The sequence below is a fragment of the Acidovorax sp. 106 genome (genome assembly GCF_003663825.1).
Lineage (GTDB): Bacteria > Pseudomonadota > Gammaproteobacteria > Burkholderiales > Burkholderiaceae_C > Acidovorax.
On record NZ_RCCC01000001.1, the window covers coordinates 3,980,649 to 3,993,566 of the forward strand.

Here is a 12,918-nt window from a genome sequence, read left to right on the forward strand (position 1 = left end):
GCCGATTTCCTGCTTCATTGAATTGAGGTCGAATTTATTCCACCATTGTATCTACCAAAAAAAATACGATTGGAGTGGATTTTGTAGGATTTGATTGGACATTGCAGAGCGCAGACTTTGTGAAAAGCCAATATGAATCAATTGGTTGCGCTGCTGTGTTAGACGGAGTTGGACTCGTCTGGATTGGGCGGAGGGAGACTCCGTTTCCGCCAAGATAAAGCCCAAGTGATTCGTCACTTGGGCTTTTTTCTTTGCGTCCCCATTCTCCAGCATGGCCGCTCGTTGCTATATCCGGGTTTGCGCTGGTTGGGGCAAACCGTTGTTGTGCGGCAAGGTGTGTGCGTGATTTGCGCGGCTTGGCTGATGCAATTGCGGTGCTCGGGCAGATAATCAGCGCACCAAGCTTTGGGGAGACTCTCCATGACGTCATCGACGACTGCAAGCCGTAGCGCATTTGGCACAGCCAACCCGCATGCGCTGGCCACGATTTTGGAAGCTGGCGAAACCCGCCGCATCATCTCGGCCACCGATATTTACGATATTTCCGGCGTGAAGCTGTGGGCGGGCAACCAGCCTGTGTCTGCTTCGTTGCAGCGCAGGTTATTGGACCGCGAATTGCGTCAGCCGCTGGAGACCAGCCTGATTGCCGAGGACGGCGTGTCGGTGGCGGGCTTGGTGCAGACCGTGCAGGATGTGTTGCAGAGTGCGTCGCCGCTGGTGCCGGTATTGCAGCCCCATGCCCCGCGTTTGCTGGCCTTGGTAGGGGGGATCACGCTGCACCCCGTGGCCCAGTTGCTGCTGACGGCGGCCCAAACGGCGCGGCCTGCGCACTACGCGCATGCCGTGGCGGCCATGGCGCTCAACGGGGCGTTGATGGCGGCGGATGGCGGGGACGACGCGGCGGTGCGTTTGGCCTTGCTCAGTGGCTTGTTGCACGATGTGGGCGAGATGTACATCGATCCACTGCATGGCGAGGCTGAGGCGGACCGCGATCTGGACTTTGCCAGCTACCAGCAATTGGTTGTGCACCCCCATGTGGGCTATTTGTTGGTGGCGCAGCTCACCAATTACCCGGCAGAGGTGGCGCGGGCGATTGCCGAACACCATGAGCGCCTGGACCAATCTGGCTACCCCAACGCCTTGGGGGGCGGGAAGATGTCCCCGCAGGGGCGTTTGTTGGCAGTGACTGAGGCCACGCTCAATGCGCTGCGCAGTCCGTACAGCCATCTGCTGCATGCGAGCGTGGCGCTGCGTGCGGTGCCCGGCGAGTTTGATTTGCATTGGGTGGGCAAGATCACCCAGGCGGCAGGCGCTCAGCCGCCGCAGTCTGCCGTCCTGCAGGCCAGCGAGATTGAACAACGGCTGGCGGCGTTGGGTGATGTGCTGGCGGGCGCAGAGCAGCGCGTGCTGGCACTGGCCCAAGTGGCCCAGTTGCCTGCCATGCAGACCGCGCTGGCTTTGGCGCAGTTCTTGTTGGGTCGCTTGCGCACGGGCTGGAACGAGAGCGGCTTGTGGAACCCCGCAGCCCTGCTCAGTGCAGACGCTGCCGAGGTGGAAGCGCTGGAGGATGAGTTGTACTTCCGTCTGCGTGGCGTGCAGCGTGCGACCTTGTTGCGTGCAGGCCAGTTGCCTGAGCCCGAGGCGGGGCAGCTGCTGGCGCTGTGTGACTCCTTGGCGATGGGGGCGTGACGCGGGCCCGAGTGTGAGTGGCGGACAAGCCTTGAGTCAACGCTCGTACGCCGCCAGGGCAACCGGGCGCTGAAACAAAACGCAATAAACCGAAACTGCCCAGAGACGACGGTTGCCAGCGCGGGCGGCACCATGGCGTTCATGTTCAACGCTGTGTTGTGAGGAGTCCTGTCATGAAGTCCTGGATCAAGAAATCCCTGTTCACTGTGTTTGGCGCCAGCATTGCCCTGGGTGGGCTCACAGCCTGCTCTAGCGCAAGGCCTTGGCACCACGATGCCAGCCCTGAGCAGATGGCCCAGATGCAGGGCAAGATGGTCGAGCGCATCGGCAGCAAACTGGACCTGAATGCCGAGCAAAAGCAAAAGCTGCAGGCACTGACCGACGTGCTGCTGGCCCAGCGCAAGGCCATGGCCGGTGCGGCAGGTGACCCCCGATCGCAGGTGCAGGCCCTGGTGGCAGGCGAGCGGTTTGACCGATCGGCTGCCCAGTCCCTGCTCGACGAAAAGACCCGCGCTGTGCAGGCTGGCGGCCCTGCTGTGATTGCCGCGCTGGGCGATTTTTATGACAGCCTGCAACCCGCCCAGCAGCAAAAAGTGCGCGACATGATGCAGCGCCGCCGTGGCTGGATGGCATCGCACGGCTGACAGTTTGAACAGCTTCTCAGGAGCGCACCATGCACCTTGCAATGCAACCGGTTCACCAGTTGGCCAAAGGCCTGCGCGCCCATGGCCCCCAGTTGCTCGCTGGGCTGGAGGAGCCACACGATGAATTGATGTCCCTGGTGTGGGGGCCCCGGTTTGATCGAGGCCATGCCATGGGCCTGGCAGCCCGCAGGCCCGATGTGGCGGCCAGCCTGCTGCCCGCTTTGCTGGATGCGGCCGACCATTTCGACCAGCTCCATGGTCCTGCGCAAGCCCGCTTGCGCCGGATGATTCTGCGGCACCGGGCGTTGGCAGGCGTTGCCGACAGCGCTGCAGTGTGAAAATTCGGTATGCACCGCATTTTGCTTATTGACGATGATGAACAGCTGGGCCCCCCGCTGACCACTTACTTCCAGCGGTTTGAGATGGCACTGACCCATGCCTTGCGCCCCAGTGACGGGCTGGCCCGGTTGGGGCAAGGCGGCTTTGATGCGGCCATCCTGGACGTCATGCTGCCGGAGATGGATGGCTTTGAGTTGTGCCGCACCATCCGCAAGCAAAGCGATTTGCCCATCGTCATGCTCACTGCGCGGGGCGATGTGATGGACCGCGTGGTGGGCCTGGAACTGGGCGCGGACGACTATCTGCCCAAACCCTTTGAGCCGCGCGAGCTGGTGGCGCGCATGCAAACCGTGCTGCGCAGGCGGCGTGGCAACGGTGTGGGCGAGGCGGGGGATGTGATCCGGTTTGACGGCTTGAGCATCGATGCGGCCCGCCGCAGCGTGGTGCGCCAAGGCCAGGCCTTGGAGTTGACGGGCACCGAGTTTGATTTGCTGCACCTGCTGGCGCGCGAGCCAGGCCGCGTCTTCAGCCGCGACGACATTCTGAACCAGCTGCGCGGGCACGACGCCGAGCTGTACACCCGCGCCGTGGACATCGTGGTGAGCCGCTTGCGCAAAAAGCTGGAACCGCTGGACTGCATCAAAACCCTTCGCAATGCGGGCTACTCGCTGGCACTGCGCAGGGTGGCTGCATGAGCGACCAGCGAACTGCGCGGACCAGGCCTCCCCGTTGGCGCAGAGGACGGTACGCGGCGGACCACCCCGGCGGTGAAGAAAACGCCTGCGGCACCGCACCCTATTGCCCCTGGCACCGCCGTGCACGCGATGCCGTGGGGTATTCGCTGCGCCTGCGGCTGGTGCTGGTGTTTTTGCTGCTGGCCCTGGCCATGGCCATCACCTTCATGGGGGGCGTTCAAAAAGCCATTGCCATCGGCTGGCGCGAGGCCGCTCGCCCGTTGCTCATGGACTATGTGGACCGGCTGGTGGAAGAGGTGGGCACCCCGCCCAGTATTGAGCGCGCCCAAGCCATTGTGGGGCGCTTGCCCATCCACATGCACATCGAGGGGCCTGTGGTGAAGTGGGACTCGCACCCCGACCAGCCTCGGCCCGAATGGATGCGCTTGAAGAGCGCTCCGGACAAGCGTTGGCTGTCAGAAGCCGATGGACACAAGCTGCTGCAACGCGTGACTGCCGACGGCCACACCATTGTGTTCGGCCTGAACGCCATGACCTGGGACCAAAAGCCCCGCATCGCCTGGTTGACGCTGACGGTGCTGCTGTTGCTGACGGCGCTGGCCTATGCCTACGTGCGCTATCTGCTGCGCCCGCTGGACGACATTCGCCGGGGCGCACAGCGCTTTGGCGCGGGTGATTTTGCGCAGCCGATTCCACTGCGCAGCACCCGCCGCCCCGATGAGCTGGGGCAACTGGCCGCCACCATCAACACCATGGGTGAAGACATTCACCAGATGCTGGAGGCCAAGCGCGCGCTGCTGCTGGCCATGAGCCATGAGCTGCGCAGCCCCCTGACCCGCGCGCGCCTGAATACCGAGTTGCTGCCCGAAGGCGCAGACACCCAGGCGCAGCGCGACGCCTTGCTGCGCGACCTGGGAGAAATGGCCCGATTGATCTCTGACCTGCTGGAAAGCGAACGCCTGGCCGGCCGCCACGCGGCGCTGCACCGCGAGCCTACCGACCTGGCTGCACTGGCCCGTGAGGTGGTGGAGGAGCTGAGTGTGCGACACGCCGCCGCCGCCCACATCCGCGTGGTGATGAACGGCGCGGGCCTAGCTGGCAAGCCCACTGAAGGGCGCCCGCCCCAGCACCCAACCCCGTTGATGGCGCTGGACCGCTCGCGCGTGCGTCTGCTGCTGCGCAATCTGCTGGACAACAGCCTGCGCCACAGCGACCCCGCCGCGCCGCCGCCTGAGTTGCATTGCACGTTGGACGCGACGGGCGGCGTGGTGCTGCGGGTGCGCGATTTTGGCCCCGGCGTGGCAGACGAGCACCTGGGCCGTCTGGCCGAGCCCTTCTTTCGGCCCGACACGGCGCGCCAGCGCGCCACTGGGGGCGTGGGCTTGGGCTTGTACCTGTGCCGCTTGGTGGCCCAGGCCCACGGCGGTTGGCTGCACATTGCCAATGCAAAGCCGGGCCTGGAGGTGCAGGTGGCGCTGCCACGGGTGGGGTAGGGCGCTTGTATGTGACTCCTGGCCAGGGATGCCACTTGGTGCGCCCCTGGCATGCACCTGCACGGTGCGCCGTGTCCGGGCTGGGTGGTAGTGCCGTGCCTTCTGTGTTTCAATCAAAATACCGTCTAGCGCAATCAGGATAAGCGCTGGCAGCTATTAAAAACGTAGCTTTTTATCGTTTGTGCTCCCATGGCCGCCTGCGCTCGCTGGGTTGGCCCTGTTCTTGCTGAATGTGTTCACCCTGGATGGCAGTGCATTGTCGGTACTTACCCTGTATAGACAGGTATGGCTGCAATGCCATCATGGCACCCTGGTGCTGCGGCAATGCCGGGCGGGGTAGGCGATGGACTTTTATTCAGACAGGAGCAGATGATGACTCGATTGGTTGTGAAGATGGCAACGCTGGCTGCGGCCGCTGCTTGTGTCCTGGCTGCGGCCCTGCCCGCGCAGGCGCAAGACACCAAAATCGTGCTGGGCATGTCCGGCTGGACAGGCTTTGCACCGCTCACCCTGGCCGACAAGGCGGGCATCTTCAAGAAGAACGGGCTGGATGTGGAGATCAAGATGATTCCGCAGAAAGACCGTCACCTGGCCCTGGCGTCCAAGTCCATCCAGTGCGCTGCTACCACGGTCGAGACGCATGTGGCCTGGAACGCCAACGGCGTGCCCATCGTGCAGATCTTCCAGATGGACAAGTCCTACGGCGCAGACGGCATCGCGGTGCGCGGCGACATCAAGGGCTTTGCCGACCTCAAGGGTAAGACCATTGGGGTGGATGCGCCCGGCACCGCCCCGTACTTTGGCCTGGCCTGGATGCTGAGCAAGAACGGCATGAGCCTCAAGGATGTGAAGACCACCACGCTGTCGCCCCAGGCGGCTGCGCAGGCCTTCGTGGCTGGGCAAAACGACGCCGCCATGACGTACGAGCCGTACCTCTCCACCGTGCGCGACAACCCCGCTGCCGGCAAAATTTTGGCCACCACGCTTGAATACCCCATGGTGATGGACACCGTGGGCTGCGACCCCGCCTGGCTCAAGGCCAACGGCAAGGCTGCGCAGGCACTGGCCAACTCGTACTTCCAGGCGCTGGACATGATCAAGGCCGACCCGACAAAGTCCAACGAGATCATGGGCGCCGCCGTCAAGCAGACGGGCGAGCAGTTTGCCAAGTCGTCGTCGTTCCTGCGCTGGCAGGACAAGGCCGCCAACCAGAAGTTCTTTGCGGGCGAGCTGACCACGTTCATGAAGGACGCCACGGCCATCTTGCTGGAGGCCGGCATCATCCGCAAGGCGCCTGAGGATCTGGCCGTCACTTTCGACGCGAGCTTCATCAAATAAGAGCAGGAAGAAGAACGCGCCATGTCTGCTGTGCAACCCCTGTCCGTGACCACGCCAAAGGCCCCCGTGCGCCGACGCTCGCTGGCCCCTCTGGAGCCCGTGAGTGCCCGTGCCCGCTGGCTGCTGGGCTTTGGTTTTTTTGTGTTGTTTGTGTTGGTGTGGGCGTTCTTCACGCTGGGCGGCTTCGTGTCGCCCACGTTCCTGGCCAGCCCCGTCACCATGGCCAAGGAAGGCTGGCTGCTGTTCAGCGAGTACAGCTTTCACAAAGACATCGGCATGACGGTGTGGCGCGTGTTCGGCGGCTTCATCCTGGCCGCCGTCATTGCCGTGCCGCTGGGCATCGCGATGGGCGCTTACAAAGGCATTGAGGCCTTCTTCGAGCCCTTCGTCTCGTTTTGCCGCTACCTGCCAGCCTCGGCCTTCATTCCGCTGCTCATCCTGTGGGCGGGCATTGGCGAGGCACAGAAGATCCTCGTCATCTTCATCGGATCGGTCTTTCAGATCACGCTGATGGTGGCCGTGACGGTAGGCGGTGCGCGGCGCGATCTGGTCGAGGCCGCCTACACGCTGGGCGCGGGCCACCAGGGCATCGTCACCCGCGTGCTCATCCCGGGCGCCGCCCCTGAGATTGCTGAGACCCTGCGCCTGGTGCTGGGCTGGGCCTGGACCTACGTCATCGTGGCCGAGCTGATCGGGTCGTCCAGTGGCATCGGCCACATGATCACCGACAGCCAGTCGCTGCTCAACACCGGCCAGATCATCTTCGGCATCATCATCATCGGCCTCATCGGGCTGGTGTCCGACTTCGCCTTCAAGGCGCTCAACCACCGTCTGTTTGCCTGGAGTTTTGTGCGATGAGCCGCGTATCCATTCAAGCCGTATCGCGTGTCTTCGAAACCGCCAAGGGCCAGCGCACCCAGGCGCTGCAGCCGGTCGACTTCGAAGTGCGGGACAACGACTTCGTCACCATCCTCGGCCCCTCGGGCTGCGGCAAGTCCACGCTGCTGCGCATCGTGGCTGGGCTGGACCACGCTACCAGCGGCCGCGTGCTGCTCGATGGCGCACCGGTTGAAGGCCCCGGGCCCGAGCGCGGCATGGTGTTCCAGAGCTACACGCTGTTCCCTTGGCTCACCATCGAGCAGAACATCCGCTTTGGCCTGCGCGAGCGCGGCATGCCCGAAGCCCAGCAGAAGGAACGCGCCGCGTACTTCATTGCCAAGGTGGGCTTGCGCGGCTTCGAACAGCACTTCCCCAAGCAGCTGTCGGGCGGCATGCAGCAGCGCACCGCCATCGCACGCGCGCTGGCCAACGACCCTAAGATCTTGCTGATGGACGAGCCCTTTGGCGCGCTGGACAACCAGACCCGCGTGCTCATGCAAGAGCTGCTGCTGGGCATCTGGGAGGCCGAGCGCAAGACCGTGCTCTTCGTCACCCACGACATCGACGAAGCCATCTTCATGGCCAACCGTGTGGCCGTGTTCAGTGCGCGGCCTGGCCGCATCAAGACCGAAATTGCCGTGGACCTGCCTCACCCGCGCCATTACACGATCAAAACCAGCCCTGAGTTCATGGACCTCAAGGCCCGATTGACCGAGGAGATTCGCGCAGAATCCATGGCTGCCGATTTGCACTGATCCCTGACCTGCCCATGCCTGCCCGTTCTCCTCGCCGCCCCGCAGTTTCTGCCAAAGCCCGTGCTACCACTGCACCTGTTGCGCGGGCCCCAGCTGCATCGCCTGCCCGTGCGCCCGCTACCGCTCAGCGGGCGGGCAAGCCCCGGGCTGCGGCGCCTGCGCCCGCAGCCACCCAGGCCATGGCGTTGTACGAGCAGGTCAAGGATTTCATCGCCCGCAAGATCCAGGAGGGCGCCTGGCGCGCGGGGGACCGGCTGCCGTCCGAGAGCGAGCTGGTCACCCAGTTTGGCATCTCGCGCATGACGGTGAACCGCGCGCTGCGCGAGCTGGTAGAGCAGGGCCGCATCGTGCGCGTGGCCGGGGTGGGCAGCTTTGTGGCCGAAGACAAGCCCCAGTCCACGCTGCTGCAGATTGCCAACTTGGCCAGCGAAATTCGACAGCGCGGGCACGACTACCGCTGCGATGTGCTGGCGGTTGAGCGTGTGTCGGCCTCGCTCGAGGTGGCTGCGGCGCTGGATTTGCGCACGGGCGAGTCGGTGTTCCATTCGCTGTGCGTGCACCGTGAAGACGGTCTGCCCGTGCAACTGGAAGACCGCCACGTCAACCCCCGCCAGGTTCCGCAATTTGCGGTGCAAGACTTTACGCAATTGCAGCCGTCCGAATATCTAGTACGCAACGTGCCGTTTGACCAGGTTGAACATGTGGTCGATGCCGTCATGCCCACCGCAGAGCAGGCTGCGCTGCTGGAGATGCCTGCGACTGAGCCCTGCCTACTTCTCACGCGGCGCACCTGGTCGCGCGGCGTGCCCATCACCGTAGTGCGCTGCCTGCACCCGGCGTCGCGCTATCGGCTGGGCAGTCGCTTTCGGGCCGATGGGAACCCGGCGGCTGGCTGAACCAGCACTGCTGCCACCACCAAAGGTTTCACCCCTTTTCAAATACCATTTTTTCGCTGATACTAACCTGTATATACAGGATGAGACTTATGACCACTTCCACACCTTTGGCCTCCCATTCCACAAGCACCATCACTCTGGTTCCAAGTTCAGTCACCTTGGCCGAGCTGCGTCGCATCCACGCAGGCGGCGTGACCTTGCAGCTGGACGGGGGCGCCCTGGCAGGCATGCAGGCCGCCCAGGCCGTGGTGCAGCGCATCGTGGACGAAGACCAGGTGGTCTACGGCATCAACACCGGCTTTGGCAAACTGGCCAGCACCAAGATTGCGCACGACCGTCTGGCCGAGCTGCAGCGCAATCTGGTGTTGTCGCACAGCGTGGGCACGGGCGATGCGCTGCCGGACGGCGTGGTGCGCCTCATCCTGGCCACCAAGGCGGTGAGCTTGGCGCGCGGCCACTCGGGCATTCGCCCCGCCATCGTGGATGCTCTGCTGGCCTTGGCCAATGCCAATGTGTTGCCTGTGATTCCGGCCAAGGGCTCTGTGGGTGCCTCGGGCGACCTGGCGCCGCTGGCGCACCTGTCTTGTGTGCTGATTGGCGAAGGGCAGGCCAAGGTGAACGGCCAGGTGGTGTCGGGCGCGGAGGCCATGCGCTCTGTGGGCCTCACACCGTTTGTGCTGGGCCCCAAGGAAGGGCTGGCCTTGCTCAACGGCACGCAGGTGTCCACCGCGCTGGCACTGGCCGGCTTGTTTGGGGCCGAGAACCTGCTGGCTGCAGGCTTGGTGGCGGGTTGTCTGTCACTCGAAGCCATCAAGGGCTCGGTCAAGCCGTTCGATGCCCGCATCCACGAGGCGCGGGGCCAACTGGGCCAGATTGCCGTGGCGGCCGCTGTGCGCGGGCTGCTGGAGGGCAGCGAGATCGATCCATCGCACCCCAACTGCGGCCGTGTGCAAGACCCGTACTCCATCCGCTGCGTGCCGCAGGTGATGGGCGCGTGCCTCGATAACCTGCAGCACGCCGCACGCGTGCTGCGCATCGAGGCCAATGCCGCATCGGACAACCCGCTGGTGTTCACCGACACGGCAGAGGTCATCTCCGGTGGCAACTTCCACGCCGAGCCCGTGGCCTTTGCGGCCGACATCATCGCGCTGGCCGTGGCCGAGATCGGTGCCATCTCTGAGCGCCGCATGGCCCTGCTGCTCGATACGGGTCTGTCGGGCCTGCCAGCCTTCCTGATCCGAGACAGCGGCGTGAACTCCGGCTTCATGATCGCCCAGGTCACTGCCGCCGCACTCGCGGCCGAGAACCAATGCCTGGCCCACCCCAGCAGCGTGACCAGCCTGCCCACCTCTGCCAACCAGGAGGACCATGTCTCGATGGCTACCTACGGCGCACGCCGCCTGGCCGACATGGTGAACAACGCCGCCGTGGTGGTGGGGGTGGAGGCGATGGCCGCCGCGCAGGGTATGGAGTTTGACCGGTCGCTGAAGTCCTCGCCACTGATCGAAGCGCAATTCGCCACCATCCGCCAGCGCGTGCCCTTCTTGGAGCAAGACCGCTACCTGGCCCCCGACATCGAAGCCATGCGCCAGTGGGCACTGCAGGCCGATTGGCCCGCGCCGCTGCGCGCCTGCCAGCCCAGCCACGCCTGATGCCCCCCGTTTCACGCCACTGAACCAAACACCCCAGGAGCCACCATGAACGCCAACGACGCCATCATCGCCGCAGCCTCCAACGCCGACCCCCGTCACGACGCCAGCCGCGTGATCCGCGCGCCGCGTGGCAACCAGCTCACCTGCAAGAGCTGGCTGACCGAAGCCGCCTACCGCATGATCCAGAACAACCTCGATCCCGAGGTGGCCGAGCGCCCGCAGGACCTGGTGGTGTACGGTGGCATTGGCCGTGCCGCGCGCAACTGGGAGTGTTATGACCAGATCCTCGCCTCGCTCAAGGACCTGAACGACGACGAAACCCTGCTCATCCAGTCCGGCAAGCCCGTGGGCGTGTTCAAGACCCACGCCAACGCACCGCGCGTGCTGCTGGCCAACAGCAACCTGGTGCCCAAGTGGGCCAACTGGGAGCACTTCAGCGAGCTGGACCAAAAGGGCCTGTTCATGTACGGCCAGATGACGGCGGGCAGCTGGATCTACATCGGCACGCAAGGCATCGTGCAGGGCACCTACGAGACCTTTGCCGAGGCGGGCCGCAAGCACTACGGTGGCTCGCTGGAAGGCAAGTGGATACTGACCGCAGGCCTGGGCGGCATGGGCGGCGCGCAGCCGCTGGCCGCCACATTTGCGGGCGCGGTGTCGCTCAACATCGAATGCCAGCAAAGCAGCATCGACTTTCGCCTGCGCACGCGCTACGTGGACAAGCAGGCGCGCGACATTGACCACGCGTTTGAACTGATTCAGCAGCACACCGCCGCGAAGGAGGCCGTGTCGATCGCGCTGCTGGGCAACGCCGCAGAAATCCTGCCCGAGCTGCTGCGCCGTGCCAAAGCCGGTGGCCTCAAACCCGACCTGGTCACCGACCAGACCTCGGCCCATGACCTTGTCAACGGCTACCTGCCTGCGGGCTGGACGGTGGCGCAGTGGCGCGCCGCGCAGCAGGACGTGACGCAGCACGAGGTGCTGAAGAAGGCCGCCGCCAAGTCCTGCGCCGTGCATGTGCAGGCCATGCTCGACTTCCAATCGATGGGCATCCCCACGGTGGACTACGGCAACAACATTCGCCAGGTGGCGTTTGACGAAGGCGTGAAGGATGCGTTTGACTTCCCCGGCTTTGTGCCTGCCTACATCCGTCCGCTGTTCTGCGAAGGAAAGGGCCCGTTCCGCTGGGTGGCCCTGTCGGGCGACCCGGAAGACATCCGCAAGACCGACGCCAAGATCAAGGAGCTGTTCCCCGAGAACAAACATGTGCACCGCTGGCTCGACATGGCGGGCGAGCGCATCGCCTTCCAGGGCCTGCCCGCACGCATCTGCTGGCTGGGCTTGGGCGAGCGCCACATCGCGGGCCTGGCCTTCAACGAGATGGTGAAGAACGGCGAACTGAAGGCCCCCATCGTGATCGGCCGAGACCACCTGGACACTGGCAGCGTTGCCAGCCCCAACCGCGAGACCGAGGCCATGAAAGACGGCACCGACGCCGTGAGCGATTGGCCGCTGCTCAACGCGCTGCTCAACACCGCAGGCGGCGCCACCTGGGTCAGCCTGCACCACGGCGGCGGCGTGGGCATGGGCTACTCGCAGCACTCGGGCATGGTCATCGTGGCCGATGGCACTGACGCAGCGGCCCAACGCCTTGCCAATGTGCTGGTCAACGACTGCGGTAGCGGCGTGATGCGCCATGCCGACGCAGGCTACGAACTGGCGGTGGAAACGGCGAAGAAGCAGGGCCTGAAGCTGCCCATGATTCCAGGTGCCTTAGGAGCGCGCTGATGCCCGCCGCTGCTGTGGCGCAGGCCACGCCGCAGCCTGCGCCTGCCGAACCCGGTGCGGATGCAGCGCAGGACGGGGTCGTGCACTGGTTTGATCTGCGCACGGTGCCTGCCACCCCGTGGAAGAACGGCGGCGGCAGCACCCGCGAGCTGGTGTGCTGGCCGCCGGGCGCGGGCACCGATGCCTTTGGCTGGCGCGTGAGCGTGGCCCGCATTGCGGCCGCTGGGCCGTTTTCGGCCTTCGCTGGGGTGGACCGGCAGATCATGCTGCTCGACGGCGATGGCGTGACGCTGCATGGCGATCAGGCTGAGCTGTGCCACACGCTGCAGCAGCGCTGGCAGCCCTGGAGCTTTGCGGGTGAGCAGCCGCTGGACAGCCGCCTGATTGGCGGGCCATCGACCGACTTCAACCTGATGCTGCGCCGGGGCCAGTGGCAAGGCCGCATGCAGGTGTTGCACGACACGGGCACGGTGGGCGCCACAGGGGGCGGGTTGTGCATGGTGCTGCAGGGCCAGTGGGCGGTGTTGGGCGGCGACGCGGCGCGTGTGCTGCAGCCTGGCCAGGGCCTGTGGTGGCCCGAGGCCATGGGCGCACGGGTGCTGCAGCCCTTGCAGCCGCTGTCGCCCGAAGCGGCCAACCCCCATCCGTTTGCGCCCGATGTGCGGCCCGCACTGGTGTGGGTCGATGTGGTGCCAGTGCATTTGTAGTCAAATTGGCCTCTAGCGCTTATCCAATAAGCGCTGGCAGCTA

The 12,918-nt window shown here is 64.9% G+C and carries 12 protein-coding genes; all 12 read left to right on the forward strand.

The annotated features are described in order from the left end of the window. The first annotated feature begins 420 nt into the window (after window positions 1-420). Window positions 421-1,689 carry an HD-GYP domain-containing protein gene (locus C8C98_RS17520; protein WP_121455327.1) on the forward strand — a complete coding sequence of 423 codons (1,269 nt, stop codon included), beginning with the start codon at window positions 421-423 and terminating at the stop codon, window positions 1,687-1,689. 173 nt (window positions 1,690-1,862) lie between these two features. After that, entirely contained in the window at window positions 1,863-2,333 is a 471-nt protein-coding gene (locus tag C8C98_RS17525; protein WP_121455328.1) for a Spy/CpxP family protein refolding chaperone, read from the forward strand. Window positions 2,334-2,362: 29 nt separating this feature from the next. Continuing rightward, window positions 2,363-2,671 carry a hypothetical protein gene (locus tag C8C98_RS17530; RefSeq protein ID WP_121455329.1) on the forward strand — a complete coding sequence of 103 codons (309 nt, stop codon included), beginning with the start codon at window positions 2,363-2,365 and terminating at the stop codon, window positions 2,669-2,671. Between the two features lie 9 nt (window positions 2,672-2,680). Continuing rightward, window positions 2,681-3,367, forward strand: a complete 687-nt coding sequence (locus C8C98_RS17535; RefSeq protein ID WP_121455330.1) for a response regulator transcription factor — start codon at window positions 2,681-2,683, stop codon at window positions 3,365-3,367. Then, window positions 3,364-4,860, forward strand: a complete 1,497-nt coding sequence (locus C8C98_RS17540) for a cell wall metabolism sensor histidine kinase WalK (RefSeq protein WP_121455331.1) — start codon at window positions 3,364-3,366, stop codon at window positions 4,858-4,860. The genes C8C98_RS17535 and C8C98_RS17540 overlap by 4 nt, the downstream gene beginning before the upstream one ends. A 372-nt stretch (window positions 4,861-5,232) precedes the next feature. After that, complete coding sequence (locus C8C98_RS17545) at window positions 5,233-6,198, forward strand: ABC transporter substrate-binding protein (RefSeq protein WP_121456352.1); 966 nt, start codon at window positions 5,233-5,235, stop codon at window positions 6,196-6,198. Between the two features lie 21 nt (window positions 6,199-6,219). Then, complete coding sequence (locus tag C8C98_RS17550) at window positions 6,220-7,056, forward strand: ABC transporter permease (RefSeq protein ID WP_121455332.1); 837 nt, start codon at window positions 6,220-6,222, stop codon at window positions 7,054-7,056. Then, window positions 7,053-7,832 carry an ABC transporter ATP-binding protein gene (locus C8C98_RS17555; RefSeq protein ID WP_121455333.1) on the forward strand — a complete coding sequence of 260 codons (780 nt, stop codon included), beginning with the start codon at window positions 7,053-7,055 and terminating at the stop codon, window positions 7,830-7,832. Before C8C98_RS17550 ends, C8C98_RS17555 begins: the two co-directional genes overlap by 4 nt. Before the next feature lie 179 nt (window positions 7,833-8,011). Continuing rightward, window positions 8,012-8,728 carry a histidine utilization repressor gene (gene hutC / locus C8C98_RS17560; protein WP_121456353.1) on the forward strand — a complete coding sequence of 239 codons (717 nt, stop codon included), beginning with the start codon at window positions 8,012-8,014 and terminating at the stop codon, window positions 8,726-8,728. An 89-nt stretch (window positions 8,729-8,817) separates the two neighbouring features. Next, window positions 8,818-10,380: a histidine ammonia-lyase gene (gene hutH, locus C8C98_RS17565; RefSeq protein ID WP_199726610.1), complete on the forward strand. Its 1,563-nt coding sequence runs from the start codon at window positions 8,818-8,820 to the stop codon at window positions 10,378-10,380. A gap of 45 nt (window positions 10,381-10,425) precedes the next feature. Continuing rightward, window positions 10,426-12,168 carry a urocanate hydratase gene (hutU, locus tag C8C98_RS17570; RefSeq protein WP_121455335.1) on the forward strand — a complete coding sequence of 581 codons (1,743 nt, stop codon included), beginning with the start codon at window positions 10,426-10,428 and terminating at the stop codon, window positions 12,166-12,168. Between the two features lie 80 nt (window positions 12,169-12,248). Then, the gene (locus tag C8C98_RS17575; protein WP_121456354.1) at window positions 12,249-12,875 is read left to right on the forward strand and encodes a HutD family protein; all 627 of its coding nucleotides are present in this window, start codon (window positions 12,249-12,251) and stop codon (window positions 12,873-12,875) included. Window positions 12,876-12,918 lie beyond the last annotated feature (43 nt).